This is a genomic window from Rhizobium sp. PEPV16 (assembly GCF_008919455.1).
Lineage (GTDB): Bacteria > Pseudomonadota > Alphaproteobacteria > Rhizobiales > Rhizobiaceae > Rhizobium > Rhizobium leguminosarum_Q.
This window is the reverse complement of record NZ_VSZV01000326.1, coordinates 1-16,490: the sequence shown is the minus strand read 5'-3', so window position 1 is coordinate 16,490 and position 16,490 is coordinate 1. Positions and strand designations below refer to the sequence as shown.

Annotated in this window: 16 protein-coding genes; 7 read left to right on the top strand and 9 right to left on the bottom strand. The window is 60.0% G+C overall.

Annotated features, from left to right (window positions below; all coding sequences use genetic code 11):
• Position 1: 1 nt before the first annotated feature.
• Together FY112_RS21850 and FY112_RS21845 are read right to left on the bottom strand one after the other, a co-directional pair.
• Positions 2 to 1,945 carry a PrkA family serine protein kinase gene (locus tag FY112_RS21850; RefSeq protein WP_017961269.1) on the bottom strand — a complete coding sequence of 648 codons (1,944 nt, stop codon included), beginning with the start codon at positions 1,943 to 1,945 and terminating at the stop codon, positions 2 to 4.
• 429 nt (positions 1,946 to 2,374) lie between these two features.
• Positions 2,375 to 2,851: a VOC family protein gene (locus FY112_RS21845; RefSeq protein WP_131628489.1), complete on the bottom strand. Its 477-nt coding sequence runs from the start codon at positions 2,849 to 2,851 to the stop codon at positions 2,375 to 2,377.
• A gap of 246 nt (positions 2,852 to 3,097) precedes the next feature.
• On the opposite strand from FY112_RS21845, the gene FY112_RS21840 reads away from it, so the two are divergent.
• Positions 3,098 to 5,578: a UvrD-helicase domain-containing protein gene (locus tag FY112_RS21840; protein WP_131628490.1), complete on the top strand. Its 2,481-nt coding sequence runs from the start codon at positions 3,098 to 3,100 to the stop codon at positions 5,576 to 5,578.
• A gap of 17 nt (positions 5,579 to 5,595) precedes the next feature.
• On the opposite strand, the gene FY112_RS21835 is transcribed toward FY112_RS21840, so the two are convergent.
• Positions 5,596 to 5,943, bottom strand: coding sequence for a hypothetical protein (locus tag FY112_RS21835; protein WP_027664282.1), 348 nt, complete (start codon positions 5,941 to 5,943; stop codon positions 5,596 to 5,598).
• A gap of 372 nt (positions 5,944 to 6,315) precedes the next feature.
• Here FY112_RS21835 and pncA point away from each other — a divergent pair, with 372 nt between their 5' ends.
• Complete coding sequence (gene pncA, locus FY112_RS21830) at positions 6,316 to 6,942, top strand: bifunctional nicotinamidase/pyrazinamidase (RefSeq protein ID WP_131628491.1); 627 nt, start codon at positions 6,316 to 6,318, stop codon at positions 6,940 to 6,942.
• Positions 6,943 to 7,037: 95 nt separating this feature from the next.
• Positions 7,038 to 7,703 carry a dihydrofolate reductase family protein gene (locus FY112_RS21825; RefSeq protein WP_131628492.1) on the top strand — a complete coding sequence of 222 codons (666 nt, stop codon included), beginning with the start codon at positions 7,038 to 7,040 and terminating at the stop codon, positions 7,701 to 7,703.
• Between the two features lie 53 nt (positions 7,704 to 7,756).
• On the opposite strand, the gene FY112_RS21820 is transcribed toward FY112_RS21825, so the two are convergent.
• Both FY112_RS21820 and FY112_RS21815 read right to left on the bottom strand, forming a co-directional pair.
• A complete protein-coding gene (locus FY112_RS21820) occupies positions 7,757 to 9,349 on the bottom strand; it encodes a hypothetical protein (RefSeq protein WP_131628493.1) in 1,593 nt (530 codons plus the stop codon).
• A gap of 85 nt (positions 9,350 to 9,434) precedes the next feature.
• Entirely contained in the window at positions 9,435 to 9,689 is a 255-nt protein-coding gene (locus FY112_RS21815) for a DUF2164 domain-containing protein (protein ID WP_017961276.1), read from the bottom strand.
• Between the two features lie 132 nt (positions 9,690 to 9,821).
• On the opposite strand from FY112_RS21815, the gene FY112_RS21810 reads away from it, so the two are divergent.
• Complete coding sequence (locus FY112_RS21810; protein ID WP_017961277.1) at positions 9,822 to 10,553, top strand: AzlC family ABC transporter permease; 732 nt, start codon at positions 9,822 to 9,824, stop codon at positions 10,551 to 10,553.
• 3 nt (positions 10,554 to 10,556) lie between these two features.
• Entirely contained in the window at positions 10,557 to 10,865 is a 309-nt protein-coding gene (locus tag FY112_RS21805) for an AzlD family protein (protein ID WP_017961278.1), read from the top strand.
• Between the two features lie 68 nt (positions 10,866 to 10,933).
• Here the strand turns inward: FY112_RS21805 and FY112_RS21800 are convergent, their stop codons facing one another.
• The gene (locus tag FY112_RS21800; protein WP_043294738.1) at positions 10,934 to 12,769 is read right to left on the bottom strand and encodes an aminopeptidase P family protein; all 1,836 of its coding nucleotides are present in this window, start codon (positions 12,767 to 12,769) and stop codon (positions 10,934 to 10,936) included.
• A 278-nt stretch (positions 12,770 to 13,047) separates the two neighbouring features.
• Between FY112_RS21800 and FY112_RS36880 the strand changes: the two genes are divergently transcribed.
• Entirely contained in the window at positions 13,048 to 13,221 is a 174-nt protein-coding gene (locus FY112_RS36880; RefSeq protein WP_165504192.1) for a hypothetical protein, read from the top strand.
• Between the two features lie 258 nt (positions 13,222 to 13,479).
• Here FY112_RS36880 and FY112_RS21795 read toward each other — a convergent pair whose 3' ends face one another.
• Together FY112_RS21795 and FY112_RS21790 are read right to left on the bottom strand one after the other, a co-directional pair.
• Positions 13,480 to 14,358 carry a 50S ribosomal protein L11 methyltransferase gene (locus FY112_RS21795; RefSeq protein ID WP_017961280.1) on the bottom strand — a complete coding sequence of 293 codons (879 nt, stop codon included), beginning with the start codon at positions 14,356 to 14,358 and terminating at the stop codon, positions 13,480 to 13,482.
• Between the two features lie 68 nt (positions 14,359 to 14,426).
• Positions 14,427 to 15,029: an SCO family protein gene (locus FY112_RS21790; protein ID WP_026158768.1), complete on the bottom strand. Its 603-nt coding sequence runs from the start codon at positions 15,027 to 15,029 to the stop codon at positions 14,427 to 14,429.
• 321 nt (positions 15,030 to 15,350) lie between these two features.
• Between FY112_RS21790 and FY112_RS21785 the strand changes: the two genes are divergently transcribed.
• Positions 15,351 to 15,821: a chemotaxis protein CheW gene (locus FY112_RS21785; protein WP_003541378.1), complete on the top strand. Its 471-nt coding sequence runs from the start codon at positions 15,351 to 15,353 to the stop codon at positions 15,819 to 15,821.
• Between the two features lie 276 nt (positions 15,822 to 16,097).
• Here FY112_RS21785 and FY112_RS21780 read toward each other — a convergent pair.
• On the bottom strand, positions 16,098 to 16,490 hold a 393-nt coding region (locus tag FY112_RS21780), incomplete at its 5' end, for a CreA family protein (RefSeq protein WP_151519268.1).

The window sequence follows — 16,490 nt, the reverse complement described above, 5'->3', positions numbered from 1 at the left end:
ATTAACTTGCCTGTTTGACGCGCATGTACCATTCGACGAGGCGCCGAACCTGCCTCTCCGTGTAACCCCGCGCGGCCATGCGCGAGACGAATTCGCTGTGCTTCTTTTCCGTTTCGGAATCCTTCTTCGATCCGAAGGAAATGACCGGCAAAAGATCTTCGACCTGCGAGAACATTCGCTTTTCGATGACTTCCCGGATTTTCTCGTAGCTCGTCCATGACGGATTCTTTCCGCCGTTGGCTGCCCGCGATCTCAAGCAGAACTTGACGATTTCGTTGCGGAAATCCTTCGGATTGGCGATCCCCGCCGGCTTTTCGATTTTCGTCAGTTCCTGGTTGAGGAGCTCGCGGTCGAGAAGCTGGCCGGTATCGGGATCCTTGAAGTCCACGTCTTCGATCCAGGCATCGGCATAGTCCACGTAGCGGTCGAACAGATTCTGTCCGTAATCCGCATAGGACTCAAGATAGGCCTTCTGAATCTCATTGCCAATGAACTCTGCGTAACGCGGCGCAAGATCGGCCTTGATGAATTCCAGATATCGCTTCTCGACATCGTCGGAAAACTGCTCGCGGCGGATCGACTGCTCCAGCACATACATCAGATGAACGGGATCGGCGCCGATATCCGTGGTGTCGTGATTGAAAGTGGAGGCGAGCACCTTGAAGGCGAAGCGGGTCGATATGCCGTCCATGCCCTCGTCGATGCCGGCAGCGTCCCGATATTCCTGGACACTGCGGGCCCGCGGATCCGTCTCCTTCAGGCTTTCACCGTCATAGGTGCGCATCTTCGAGAAGTATGTCGAATTCTCATGCTTGCGCAGGCGTGAAAGCACGGAGAAGCGGGCCAGCATTTCGAGCGTTGCCGGGGCGCATGGCGCATCGGCGAGTTCCGATCCCTCGATCAGCTTCTCGTAAATCTTCTGCTCCTCCGTCACGCGCAGGCAGTAGGGCACCTTGATCACGCAAATACGGTCGATGAACGCTTCGTTGTTCTTGTTGGCCTTGAAGGTCTGCCATTCCGCCTCGTTCGAATGCGCAAGGACGATGCCGGAGAAGGGTATGGCGCCAATATTCTCGGAGCCGATATAGTTCCCCTCCTGCGTCGCCGTCAGCAGCGGATGCAGCATCTTGATCGGCGCCTTGAACATTTCGACGAATTCGAGCACGCCCTGATTGGCGCGGTTGAGGCCGCCCGAATAGCTGTAGGCATCGGGATCGTTCTGGGAATAGGTCTCCAGCTTTCGGATGTCGACCTTGCCGACCAGCGACGAGATATCCTGATTGTTCTCATCTCCAGGCTCGGTCTTGGCGATGGCGATCTGGCGCAACCGCGAAGGCTGTACTCTGACGACGCGGAAGCGGGAAATATCGCCTCCGAAGTCGTCGAGCCGCTTTAGGCACCACGGGCTCATCAGTCCGCTCAGGCGCCGCAGGGGAATGCCGTATTGCTCCTGCAGGAGCGATCCCATTGTGTCCGGGTCGAAGAGGTTGAGCGGACTTTCGAAAACGGGGCTGACCTCGTCACCGGCCTTCAGCACGTAGATCGGATGAACCTCCATCAGCAGCTTCAGCCGCTCCGCCAGCGATGACTTGCCGCCGCCGACCGGGCCGAGCAGATAGAGGATCTGCTTGCGCTCCTCGAGCCCCTGCGCCGCGTGCCGGAAGAAGGAAACGATGCGTTCGATTGTCTCTTCCATGCCGTGGAAGCCGGCAAAGGCCGGATAGATCCGAATGGTCCGGTTCATGAAGATCCGGCCGAGGCGGGTGTCCCTGGCGGTGTCGACCATCTGCGGCTCGCCTATCGCGGCGAGCAGGCGCTCGGTCGCATTGGCATAGGCAAGCGGTTCCTTTTTGCAAAGATCGAGATACTCCGAGATCGACATATCGGTCTCGCGACGCGCATCATAACTGCGGGTGAACGCATCAAATACGGATTCGCTCAGCATGGGCCCTCCATTCAAGGTTAATGCCACAGGCTTCAGGTGTCCTTATAACCATCGAGATGGCCATGACGTTCCTGAGAATCAATAGTTTCGTCGGTTATTCCACGCTCACCGGCCGTTTCTAGCAATGCACGAAATTGTGCATCCACCGGTTCTTTAATTACTGTACGAAACTGTCGGTCAGTATAGTTGAGAAAAACGCCATCGCGGTATCAGCACATTTCACGACGTGACAGAAAGATGAAAAAGGTGTGCAATGTCGCCCGTGATTCGATCTCGAAAATCAGCGATTGGCAGGCGGCGAGCCCGCTTCGATCGGTGAATATCGATGTGCGACGGACCATATGACGCTCGAAAATTTGGGATATTCTTAGAGAAATGGGCGCATGACGATCATGCGCCGGATATTGCTATCATGTCTCCGCAGGCCTCTCAGCCGTTGAACGCATCCTGGAGCGCAGCGACATCGATTTTGACCATGCCGAGCATCACTTCGGTTACGCGCTTGGCCCGCTCGCGATTGCTGTCGGCGATCATCTCGGAAAGCACGCGCGGCACGATCTGCCAGGAAAGGCCCCAGCGGTCCTTCAGCCAGCCGCACGCCTCCGGCGTGCCGCCATTGGCGAGGAATGCCTCCCATATCCGATCGATCTCGGCTTGGTTTTCCACGAGAATCGCAATCGAGAAGGAATGGTTGAAACTATCGAGCGGGCCGGCCTTCATGGCCAGGAAGGCCTGGTCGGCGAGCGTGAACTCGATCAGCTCGACGCTGCCGGGAGGCCCGCTCGGCGTTTCCGCCGGCAATATGGTGGTGCGGCCGATCCTGGAGTCCGGGATAACAGACACGTAGAATTCGACGGCTTCGCGCGCTTCCTCGGCGAACCAGAGATTTGAAACGACCTTCGGCATGAAACGGCCTCCTTGTTGATGGGTGTTGATCCGGACTGCTGTCCGATGACCCAAGGACGCCCCACCGGCACCAGTTCCGACACGCCGCGATCGAAATTTTAGCTCCGCCCGCCCGCATGGCGACCACAGCCGGGCTCGGCCGCGGCATTGCCGCCCGCAACATACCGCTTGGAATAGCGCCGGCTCGGGAATGAAAGCAGAACATCTTTTCTGGTCTTTCCTTCCCGAATCACTACATTACGCGCCATGAGCAATAGTTTCGACGATATGCCCTTCTTCGACGAAGAGCCGGGCGAGATGGCGCGCAAGCCGCAGCCGCCTGCCACGCCCGCCGAAAGGGCGCCCGCCGCCGGTGGCGGTATCGCCGCCCGCGCCATGGCGGCTCGCGACGGCGGCAAGCGGCCGGATTATCTCGCCGGGCTGAACCCCGAGCAGACCGAAGCCGTCGAAACGTTGGAAGGCCCGGTCCTCGTGCTCGCCGGCGCCGGCACCGGCAAGACCCGTGTACTGACGACCCGCATCGCCCATATCCTCAATACCGGCCGCGCCTTCCCCTCGCAGATCCTCGCCGTCACCTTCACCAACAAGGCGGCCCGCGAGATGAAGGAGCGTATCGCGTTGCTGGTCGGTGGCGCCGTCGAAGGCATGCCCTGGCTCGGCACCTTCCATTCGATCGGCGTCAAACTTCTGCGCCGCCACGGCGAGCTTGTCGGCCTGCGCTCCGATTTCACCATTCTCGATACTGACGACGTCGTCCGCCTGATCAAGCAGATCATCCAGGCCGAAGGCCTCGACGATAAACGCTGGCCGGCCAAGCAGTTCGCCGGCATGATCGACACCTGGAAGAACAAAGGCCTCGGCCCCGCCGATATCCCCGAAGGCGACGCCCGCGCCTTTGCCAATGGCCGCGGCCGCGATCTCTATTTTGCCTATCAGGCGCGCTTGACGACGCTGAACGCCTGCGACTTCGGCGACCTGCTGATGCATCCGATCGCGATCTTCCGCAAGAACCCGGATCTCTTGAAGGAATATCACGGCCGCTTCCGCTATATCCTCGTCGACGAGTATCAGGATACTAACACGGCCCAGTACATGTGGCTCAGGCTTCTCGCCCAGCGCCCCAAGGGCGAGCCGCAGAACGTCTGCTGCGTCGGCGACGACGATCAGTCGATCTATGGCTGGCGCGGCGCGGAGGTCGACAATATCCTGCGCTTCGAAAAGGATTTCCCCGGCGCCAAGGTGATCAAGCTCGAGCGCAACTACCGCTCGACCGAACATATCCTCGGGGCCGCCGCCCATCTGATCGCCCATAATGAGGGCCGCCTCGGCAAGACGCTGTTCACCGACCGCTCCGATCCGAACGACGTCAAGGTGCAGGTCCATGCCTCCTGGGATTCGGAGGAGGAAGCCCGCGCCATCGGCGAGGAGATCGAGCAGCTCCAGCGCGGCAAGCATCTCTTGAACGACATGGCGATCCTCGTGCGCGCCTCCTTCCAGATGCGCGAATTCGAAGACCGCTTCGTCACCCTCGGCCTCAACTATCGCGTCATCGGCGGCCCGCGCTTCTATGAGCGCCTCGAAATCCGCGATGCCATGGCCTATTTCCGCCTGGTTGCTCAAGCCTCTGACGACCTCGCTTTCGAACGCATCATCAACACCCCGAAGCGCGGCCTCGGCGACACGACGGTGCGGGCGCTGCACGACTATGCCCGTGCCCGGGATATCCCGATGCTTGCGGCAGCAGTCGACATCATCGAGACGGACGAGCTGAAGCCGAAGGCGCGAAAAGCCCTCTTCGACGTGATTCAATCTTTCCGCCGATGGCAGGAACTGCTTGAAAACACGCCGCATACCGAACTTGCCGAGCAGATCCTCGAAGAGTCCGGCTATACCGACATGTGGAAGAACGACAAGAGCGCTGAAGCCCCCGGCCGCCTCGAAAACCTCAAGGAACTGATCCGCTCGATGGAAAGCTTCGAGTCGATGCGCGGCTTCCTCGAACACGTCTCCCTGGTGATGGATGCCGAGACCAACGAGAACCTCGACGCCGTCTCGATCATGACGCTGCACTCGGCCAAGGGCCTGGAATTCGACACCGTCTTCCTGCCAGGCTGGGAGGAAGGCCTCTTCCCGCACCAGCGCTCGCTGGATGAGAGCGGCCGCGCCGGCCTGGAGGAGGAACGCCGCCTCGCCTATGTCGGCATCACCCGCGCCAAGCACCGCTGCCACATCTGGTTCGTCTCCAACCGCCGCATCCATGGCCTCTGGCAATCGACCCTGCCCTCACGTTTCCTCGACGAACTGCCGGAAACCCATGTCGAGGTCGCCGAAATGGAGCAGAGCTACGGCGGGTATGGCCGCGGCGGCTACGGCCAGTCCCGCTTCGACAAGGCCGAACCCTTCGCCAACTCCTATTCCACTCCCGGCTGGAAACGCGCCCAGGCCAACAAGACCGACGCCACACGCGACAATTGGGGCACCCGCTCCGGCCACGCCGTCGAACGCATCGGCTATGGCGAAAGCGGCCCGAAGGGGCGCACCATCGAAGGCGAGCTGGTGGCGAAATCGACCTCGTCGGAACCGTCGAGATTCACCCTCGGCGATCGCGTGTTCCACCTGAAATTCGGCAACGGCAACATCACTGGCATCGAAGGCAACAAGCTGACGATCGAGTTCGACCGGGCGGGACAGAAGCGGGTGCTGGACGGATTTGTCGAGCGCGTGTGACCTCGCGTCAGCAGCGCTCACCCAAGCATCCGCATCCTTCCAAGCCCGAGAATATCGTTGACAAGCGCAACACCCATGCCCGCGGCGACGATTCCCAACCCGATCAGAAAGAGCCGGCGCGACCGATCATATTTCGCGGCGAAGAGGGAGTCCCGCGCCAGCAAATCGGCAAAGACCTTCACCTGGATGGCGATGCCCACGGTCAGGAACAGCATCGGCAGGATATCGATGCGGCTCCAGTCATTGGGATTGGAAACCCAGACACTGATGAAATTGAGCGAGAAGCCAAGGATGATCCCGGCCGCCGTCAGCGAGCCGTTGCGAAACGTCGCATCGATCTTTTCGTCGGGATCCGGCTCTGACATGGCTTTGCTTCCGGCTTGCTTCCAAGGGTTAGAAAGGCAGAAATCATGACCCGGAGCAAGGTCGGCCTGACGTCACCTCTCGCAGAAAGCAGACGAAATGCCGCAGCCGCGCAAGCCCGGGCACTCCGCCCATAGCTCGTCCGCACTGCGTTACGGCAATTTTGGGTCAACACCGGCATGGATTTAATCGCGCTCAGACACCGATCGCCCCGTCAACTCTCGCAATGATCGTATTAGAGCGCTCTGTTTTGGTGACTTACTACCGCTAGTGCCAGAATTAACACTTGCGCGTCCGCGCCTGGAAATCCACTAGTTGATCCATTCGGTGTGCTTGGCGTCTTACACTGCAATAAAGCGAAGGGATTGGCCTTGATGAAAGCGCTGCTGCTCGTCGACATTCAAAACGGCTTCTGTCCGGGCGGCAATCTACCGGTGCCGGAGGGCGACAAGGTTGTTCCCGTCGCAAACAGACTGATCGACAGCGGCAAATACGATCTGATCGTCGCCTCGCAGGACTGGCATCCGCCGGGCCACGGCAGCTTCGCCTCCGCCCATCCCGGTGCCGCCCCCTTCGAGATGGGAGAACTTTCGGGTAAGCCGCAGATGATGTGGCCTGATCACTGCATTCAGGGTACGCTCGATGCCGAACTGCACCCCGAGCTCAAATCCGAAGAGATCGACCTGATCCAGCAGAAGGGCGAGGATCCTGATATCGATAGTTATTCGGCCTTCCGCGACAATGACCGCGATGCCACGACCGGCCTTTCCGATTTCCTCGAGGATCAGGGCGTCACCGACCTCGACGTCTGCGGGCTGGCGACCGACTATTGCGTCAGGTTCTCCGCGCTCGACGCACTGGAAATGATGCCCGGTGTCCGCGTGCGCTTCATCGAGGATGCAAGCCGCGGCATCACGCCCGAAGGCGTCGCCGCCGCCATAGAGGAAATGCGGGCGCATGGCATCGCGATCATCGACAGCGCCAAGGTCTTGGTCGGCTGATTGAGATCAGCGCCAAAAGGCAATGTGGCGGATGTCGGATCGGCACAGGTCCATTCGTCCTTGGCTCTGAACACACCAATCATGGGAGTTGAGAGATGAGAAAGCTTGTTACCGCAGCCTTCGTGAGCTTGGATGGCGTCATGCAAGCGCCGGGCGCGCCGCAGGAGGATCCGACCGGAGGCTTCACCCTTGGCGGCTGGACCGTCAATTACTGGGACGAGTCGATGGGCGGTTTCATGGACGGGATTTTTACCGACCCCTTCGCGCTGGTGCTCGGCCGCAAGACCTACGAGATCTTTGCGGCGCACTGGCCCTTCGTCGGCAAAGACGATCCCATCGGAAAAGCCTTCAATGCTGCGACCAAATATGTCGCGACCACTTCCGCCGAGCCGCTCACCTGGGAAAATTCCGTTGCGCTGCGCGGCGATGCCGCCGCCGAAATCGCCCGACTGAAGCAGCAGGACGGTCCCGACCTCCTGACGCAGGGCAGCAGCGGCCTGCTGCAAACCCTGCTGGCGCACGACCTGATCGATGAACTCCGGCTCCTGACCTTCCCGCTCATCCTTGGCTCCGGGAAGCGCTTGTTCGGCAAGGGCGCCAGGCCGGAGGCACTGAAGCTCACGGCCAACTCGGTATCGACGACCGGCGTCATCATGAGCGTCTACGAGCGCGCCGGCGAGGTCGAAACCGGCAGCTTCGCGATGGCCGAGCCCTCGCAGGCCGAACTCGCACGCCGGGAGCGGATGAAGCGCGAGAGCTGAGAAAGCGCGGGCGAGCGAAAGAGCGGAGGCTAGGCAGGCAGCTGTCTGGCTTCTTATTTCAAGACATAGGCGTCGTAGGTCTCATCGCTTCCAGCAACCGCACCGAAGCTTTTGACGAACTCTGTCGCGCTTTGGAAAGCCGAAATCTCCTCTGGCGTCAGAGACAGCCGCCATACGTAGCTTTCACGCAACGAGACGGGAGCGGTGATGCGATCGAGCCGCTGCGAGAGAAGAATGATGACAGGCACCCGCTCACTCTGCTGCAATCGGCGTCCTGATTGGAGGATATCGGCAAGGCTGAGCGAAAGCCGCGCGTTCCGGGTATATCGCACGATGGCGCCGAACCGCTCCTCCCGCAGGAGATAGGTGCGATTGGAGACGTAATAGGGCAAGGCTTCCACGAGATAGTCGGGATCCGCCATGATGACTGCGTCCTTGAGATCAGGGCGCGATTGCATGAACGCACCGAAATCCTTGCTTCGGCTGAGGGGTACTTCGGCTATGAAGGCCTGATTGACCTTTTCGATACCGGACACGACCTGTAGCGCCAGCAATATCAGGAAGCACAGGCGGCCGAACCTTACGATGCCGCCAGCAGCCTCGATGCCCGCAGCGCCCGCCCCCTCGTGCTGAGTATGTCTGGTCAAGGCGATGATCGCGATCATGAAAACCAGCCAGAGCGCTTGATGTCTGTATCCGCCCGGATAGACAAGCGTAAAAAGCAGCGAAAGCCCTAAGAGAACCAGTCCGGCTGCGATCATCGCCGGCCGCCGGTTCGCCAGCGCCAACAGGCTGGCGTAGATGAGCACGGACATCAACGCTGCGAAAATATGGGAGGCCAACGGATATGCCAAGACCAATTCAAGGATCCGGTTGGGATAGAATGCCATAAAATGAGAACTGGGCACGGTAAGCGCACCGAGGGCAAGCAAAACGAAATTCTTGCCACTGAGATCGTTCTGTCCCGTATCATTGAAGGTTGGATAGACCGTTACGAAACATAGAATAATTCCAACCGCGGCAATGGCGGCAGCTGTCGCAAAGGGCCGATATCCCGTCAAAGGACGCCGTGGTCGCGCCAGAAGCAGATCGAAAAACCAATAGGCGAGGAAGCCGCCGACGAGCACGACCGAATGGACGTTGGTATTTGCCAGCAAGGCAAACAACAGGCCGAGCAATAGCCCGTTTCGTGTTCCTTTCTCCCAATTCAGGACGATAAGAAAAATCACCAGCATGCTGATGCCGTAATTTCGCGACATCGCGGCGTAGTCGAAAATCGAAAAACTGCTGAACAGCGAAAGCAGTATGATGGAAAGCGGCAATTTCAGCCTGAAAACAAGAAGATAGGCCGCCGCCGCCGCAATCGTCAGCGCGACGACCTTCAGGACGACAGGTGAGCCGACCACGACATAGGCGGCGCGCAGCAGAATATACCAAAGAGCAGGATGACCTTCGCCATGCATCTGGCGAAGCATATCGATGAAATTATCCCCCTGGAGGGCGAGTGACAAAGCACGAACCTCGTCACGCCAGACTGTTTCGGACCAGCAAAGCGCAGACGCCAGCGCAAGCCAGACCATAAAGATCAACGCCTTGCCGAGCTTGGCGGAGCGAGGTTCATCGATAGCAGAAACAATCACGGCCAAAAAACACGCAACCCGGTGAACGAAAGCGTCACGACCATATCGGCGCAGAAATAATTTGGTGTTAAGTGAAAGCTCTGGTTTGATTCTAAGGCGCTAAAATTTTTTCCTCCCTCTCAAGCAGATGGATATCTTCGGCCATGTCTTCCATTCGCTTCAACAGGGCGGCTTGGGCATCTCTCAGCCCTCGATTGTAGACGTACGGGCCGATCTCCTCGACGAAGAAGTCGAGCAGGAATTCAGCCGGCAAAGCGCCGATGGGATCCAGCTCCCGATCGAAATAAGCGCGGATGCGCGAAACGATCTCAGCCTTTTCTTCCTTCGAAAATTCGATCTTCTTCATGGTTGCCTCTTTGCCGAATGCGATCGGGACTTTGATGGTTCAGCGAAATCGATTGGTCAATCAATGAAATTCAATTGCCGTCGCAGGCCGTAGACCATAAGGGGAAACCTGAATTCCAAAAGGAAAGATCACATGAATCGCGCCGACTTTGTTGAAGGTTTGCGGGGCGGCTCCGCCGTTGCGCTGGCATCGGCACCCTTTGGCGCTCTCTTCGGAGCGCTTGCGATCGAAAACGGCATGTCGCTCTCCGAAGCCGCCTTCATGAGTGCCACCGTCTACGCCGGCGCCAGCCAGATGGTCGGCATCGAACTCTTCGGTCATAATGTTCACGCCTGGCTGATCGTGCTGTCGATCCTCGCCGTCAATTTCCGCCACGTGCTCTATTCGGCGGCGCTGGCGCGTTACATCGGCCATTTCACGCCGGTGCAGAAATTCTTCACCTTTTTCCTGCTTGTCGATCCGCAATTCGCCGAGGCCGTCAAGCGCGCCGAGGCCGGCCGGCAACTGACCTTCGCCTGGTATTTCGGCTTCGCCATCATCATCTACATTCCCTGGGTGCTGATCAGCATCGCCGGCGGCATGCTCGGCGGCTTCATCGGCGATCCCAAGGCCATCGGCCTCGACATCCTGCTACCGGCTTATTTCCTCGGCATCGTCCTCGGCTTCCGCAAGCGAGACAATTTCCTGCCCGTGGCGCTCGTCAGCGCAGTGGCTTCCGTGCTCGCCTACCGCTATGTCGGCTCGCCCTGGCATGTCAGCCTCGGTGCCGCCGTTGGCATCGTGCTCGCCGCCCTGTTGCCGCTGCCGCCGCAAGCGCAGGATCTGGAAGCCGACGCCATTCAATCCGAAGTGCACGAGGTCTGAGCCATGGAATTCGATCTTCACATGGCGCTCGTCATCCTCGCCGCAGCAGCCGCCACCTTCGCCACCCGCATCGGCGGCTATATCCTCATCACCCGAATGAAGAGCATTCCCCCGCGCATGGAGGCGGCGCTGAATGCCGTGCCGGCCGCCGTGTTGACGACGCTGGTCGCGCCCGCTTTCTTCATCGGTGGCTGGGAATCGAAGCTGGCGCTGATCGTCGCCCTCTTCATCGGCCTGCGCTTCAGCCATACATGGATGCTGGTCGCCGCCTGGATCGTCGTGATGACCTGGCGCCACTCGATCGGCGCCTGAGCACCGGCCCGAAAGCCGGCGCAGAAATTCAAGGTGTTACGCGTGGCCAAGGCTGTAACGCCGCTTTCTCAATATTCCAGCGGCAGCGTCGCGTTTTCGAGCCACGCCCTGACATCGTGATCGTGGATGAGCGGCATCAGCGCCTCACATGTGCGGCGATGATAGTCGTTGAACCAGTGCAGCTCGTCATGGGTCAGAAGCTCGGGAATGACGAGACTGCGGTCGATCGGGCAGAAGGTCAGCGTCTCGAATCCGAGCATCGGCGCATCGCCGCCCTCGATCTCTTCGGCGCCGCGCACATAGATCAGGTTCTCGATGCGGATGCCGAAGCTGCCGGGCCGGTAATAGCCAGGCTCGTTCGAAAGGATCATGCCCGGTAGCAGTTCCTGCGTCGAAAGCCTGGAGATGCGCTGCGGCCCCTCATGCACCGAGAGGTAGGAGCCGACACCGTGGCCTGTGCCGTGAGCAAAATCGGCGCCGGCCCGCCACAGCGCGATGCGCGCCAGCGGATCGAGATCGCAGCCGCGCGTGCCCTTCGGGAAACGCGCCGTGCTGATCCCGATCATCCCCTTCAACACCAGTGTGAAGAAGCGCCGATGCTCTTCCGAAACAGTGCCGATGCCAACGGTGCGGGTGATGTCGGTCGTCCCGTTGATATATTGCGCGCCGGAATCGATCAGGAAGAGTTCGCCGGCTTGGATCATCCGGTTCGTCTCGGTCGTCACGCGGTAATGCATGATCGCCGCATGTTCGCCGGCGCCTGAAATCGTATCGAAGGAAATGTCCTTCAGCGGGTTTTGCATGCTCTGGCCGACGCGGGCGCGCGCCGCTTCGAGATGCTCGGCAGCAGCGATCTCGCTCACCGTGCCGGGTTTCGTCTGCGACAGCCAATAAAGGAATTCCACCATCGCCGCCCCGTCCTGCAGATGCGCGGCGGCTGAGCCGTTGATCTCGACATCGTTCTTCACCGCGCGCGGCAGCTTGGCGGGATCGGCGCCCTCCACCACTTCGCCGCCCGCCTTGCGGATGATCTCGGCCAACGCATAGGCGGCGATGTCAGGGTCGATCAGCACGCGGCCGCCATCCCGGGAAACGGCGGCGAGCTTTTCTTCTAGCGCCGATGGCGGCAGCTGCGTGCAGAACTGCGCGAGATAGGCCTCCGGCTCGATGCCGGTCTTGCGCTTGTCGAGGAAGATCTCCGCCCGGCCGTCGGCATGGATGATGGCGCGCGCCAGCGGATGCGGCGTGTGCGGCACATCGGCGCCGCGAATATTGAAGGTCCAGGCGACCGAAGAAGGATCGGCGATCAACACCGCCGCAAGGTTCTTCTTCGAAAGATCCGTGGCGATCGTGGCGATCTTCTCTCTGGCCAGCACGCCGGCCTGCGCGACGTTCTGGATGCTGACCGCGCCGAGCGGCTCGGCCGGCCGGTCGGCCCAAAGCCTGTCGAGCGGATTGTGCGGCAGGAAGACCAGCGTGCCGCCGATCTCCGACAGCGCCCTTTCCAAACGGCGCACCTCGGCGCCTGCATGCAGCCATGGGTCGATGCCGAGCCGCAGGCCCTTGGCTCCGTTTGCGGCAAGCCAGACATGCGGCGGCTCGTTGACGAGATCGCCACCCGAAAAGACCGAACCGTCGACCTGTTCGGCAAGCTGCGTCACATAACGTCCGTCGACGAAGACGATCGCCTGCGTGCGTAGGATGAGCGCAATGCCGGCCGAGCCGGTAAAGCCCGTCAGCCATGCCAAGCGCTCCGAACATGCGGGGACATATTCACCGTTGAATTCGTCGGCGCGCGGCACGAGGAAGGCGTCGATGCCAAGCGAATCGAAACTGGCGCGCAGTGCGGAAACCCGATCCCTGCCGAATTGCGGCGTGGAGGTGACGTCGAAGGACTGGAACATGCTGGAAACCCGAATGATTGAGACGAATCCGGTTAATGGGATGCCGGCCATGTTAGCGAAATTTCAATCGATGGGGAGAAAAAGCGACAATACGAGTCGAAACCCCTGGGACCGCTCAACATTTTGACAGAACTGTGACGCCAAAAGTTAATTTGGCACGCTTTATGCATTGGCCGCATGGCTCCCATGAACAAAACCCTCTGCCTCCGCATTTCAGAATAGCTATATAGGCGTCATCGAACGGTTCGCGATGAACCTGTAATAAAGGAATTCTTGAAATGACCGCCTCTCTCTCGCGCTTCGCATATAGCAGCCCGGTGCAGGCTGGCGAACGCCAGACCGTGCGTCACGTGATCGGCGCCCGCCGCCCGCAGAACGAGGACAGCCTCAAGCTGCTCGGCGCCGGCCAGCGTGCCACGCGCCACAAGGGCGTCCCCAGCTACGCGTTCTAAGCCTGAAAGCCAGTCCGTCTCCTCCCTCCCGGACCGGCCTATTGGAATGCAGTAGAGCCCGCTTGAGCGCTCCTCCCCTTGAGCTCGCGGGCATTGACCGGATAGACCGGTCGAAGGCGGTGCCATCGGCACCGCCTTTTTCTTTGCCGTTCTAGTATCCGATGCATGCCGCCCAAAACCGGGCAACGATTTAGGGATGACTTGTATAAAAACAAGGACCTGACCGCGTCGGATGAATCAACTTCTATGCGACGCGCATCAGGGGCGATCGAAGTGGATCGTCACCCAGCCGTTGCGCCAGATGGTTCTGACATGGCGAAGCCTCGCGCCGCTATAGGCGGCGATCACCTTCCAGCGTTGCCCGGCAAGGATGCCGGAGAGAATGACCGATCCGCCAGGCGCAAGATGCGTCGCAAGCTTCGGCGCCATGCGGATCAGCGGCCGAGCGAGAATATTGGCGATGATGAGATCGAAGGGACCATGCTCGGAAAAGGCCGTCGAATGAAAGCCCGGCGCGGTCCTGGCGACGATGCCCGAGGCGATGCCGTTGCGGCGCACGTTCTCGGTCGCTACCTTCGTCGCGACCGGATCGATGTCGGTCGCCAGCACCGGTATGTTCCTGAGCTTGCGCACCGCAATCGCCAGCACGCCGCTGCCGGTGCCGAGATCGAGCGCGTTGCGGACCGGGCGCGAGCGCACCACGGCATCGATCACCTCCAGGCAGCCCGCCGTCGTGCCGTGATGCCCGGTGCCGAAAGCCTGGCCGGCATCGATCTCGATGCCAATATCGCCGGGGCGGATCTTATCGCGGTCATGCGAGCCATGTACTAGGAAACGCCCTGCCCTGACGGGCTTCAGCCCTTCCAGTGATTTCACCACCCAGTCGATCTCGGGGATGACTTCCCGCTCCAGCCGGGCATCGGGGAAAGAGGCTTTTAATGCCTCCTCGACCCGGGAATGCACCTCCGCCTCATCTTCGGCCATCATGTAGATCGAGGCTTCCCAGATATCCTTCTTCTCATCGATCTCGGTGGTGCCGATGGCAAAGTCTTCTTCACCGAAGACCGCGCTCAGAAGGTCGAGGATCTCTTCGGCCTTGGCTTCGGTCGTCGTCACGTAAAGGCGGATTTCACTCACGATAGGCGGTCTTTCCCGTTTCCGTTGCCCGCCGCCGGTCGAGCCAACGCCCCATCACGCTGAAGCTGTCACCCCTTGCTGACGAGATTCTCCAGCTTCTTTACCGCCGTGTCCGGGTTTTCGCCATAGGCGATCGTTCCGGCAAACCGCCCGGCCGAATCGAGCAGGAACACCGAGGCGGTGTGATCCATCGTATAGTCGCCGTTCGGATCCTTCTCGTCGACCGGCACTTTCTTGGCGTAGACGCGGAATCCCTTGACCACCTCGGCGATCTTGTCAGGCGCACCTGAAATGCCGGTGATGCGCTTGGAAACATTGGAGACGTATTCGTTCATGATCTCGGGCGTGTCGCGCTCCGGATCGACGGTCACGAAATAGGCCTGCAGCTTATCGCCCTTCGGATCGACCTTCTCCATCCAGCCGTTCAGCTCGAACAGCGTCGTCGGGCAGACTTCCGGGCAATGGGTGAAGCCGAAGAACAGCGCCGTCGGCTTGCCGCGCAGCGCCTCCTCGGTGATTGGCTGTCCATTCTGGGAGACCAGGGTGAAGGGCACGCCGAAGGGAGGTTCCGCCACCACATCCTTCGACTTCGTCAGGTTGAGCGTGATCGCTCCGAGAAACCCGGCGAGTATCAGGACACCGACCCAGACGGCGATGCGGAATGTCTTCATTGGAATGATCCTCGATCCGGGCGGAGACGCGCGGCCCGCCCCTGCTGGCGTGATTATAGCCTCGAGCGGAGGCGCGCAATTCAAGAATATGTTTTCGAACCCGTGTTGAATTGTCTCACCGGTAGAAACTGCCACGGCAACGAAATCCTCCCCCAGGAATCTGCACGGATCAAAAATGCATGTGTTTGAAAAGCTTACCTCTAGAGCGACTGGCAATCCGAAAATACATATCGTTAGGAAAGACTTAAGCCGTCACATCTATATTTAACGGCGGTTCTACATCGCCTCTCCCGCTGGGGACAACTGGGAAGAATTCTGACCATGAACAATAATAACGCCATCAAGCAGTCGGGCGCTTATCTCGAAATCGTTTCGTTCCACCTGGGCGATCAGGAATTCTGCATCGACATCATGGCCATCCGCGAAATCCGCGGCTGGGCGCCAGTGACGCCGATGCCGCACACCCCGCCCTACGTCTTGGGTCTCATCAACCTGCGCGGTGCCGTGATCCCCGTTATCGACATGGCCTGCCGCCTCGGCATGAAGATGACCGAGCCCTCCGAGCGCTCGGCGATCATCGTCACCGACATCGCCGGCAAGCTGGTCGGCCTGCTGGTCGAGCAGGTTTCCGACATGATGACCATCAAGAGCGAAGACCTGCAGCCGCCGCCGGAAATCATCCCGGAGGCCCAGCGCGCCTTCTGCCGCGGCATCGTCGCGCTCGAAAAGACCATGGTCTGCTTCCTGAACCTCGACACGGTCATTGCCGACGAGCTGACACAGGCCGCCTGAGGTATACTCCATATCTGGAATTCGAAGGCCCGGCTCGTCCGGGCCTTTTTGTTTGGTGTGGCGAGCAAAACGGGCATGATTTCGGACTTGGGGTAAAACCCCTCCCCAACCCCTCCCCACAAGGGGGAGGGACTAACCCGAGGCCCCGCCCCGCTCCTACCGAAACATCGAAAATTAGGAAAGCTGGTGCGGTAAGTTAAGCCCCTCCCCCTTGTGGGGAGGGGTTTGGGGCGGGGTCTTTAATCTCGATAGCGAGAGATCCCGGAATCCCGGCCTTCATGGCTTCCCATTCTTCCAGACGACGCTCTGCCCATAGAGCGGAATGGTCGAGATCGACATCTTCGCCGAACCGTCGGTCAGTTCGCGCGAATGGGCGAGATAGATCAGCGTGTCGTTGGTCTTGTCGTAGATACGGTTGACGACCAACGTCTTCCATATCAGCGACATGCCTTGCCGGAACACCTCGCTGCCATCCTTGGACAGGTCGACATTGCCGATCTCGATCGGCCCCGTCTGCCGGCAGGCAATGGAATTGTTGGACGGATCCTCGAACCAATTGCCGTTCTTGAACCGGTCGATCAGGCTGCGGTCGAAATAGGTGACGTGGCAGGTCACGCCCTTGACCTCGGGGTCGGAGACCGCCTCGACGATGATGTCGTTGCCGATCCA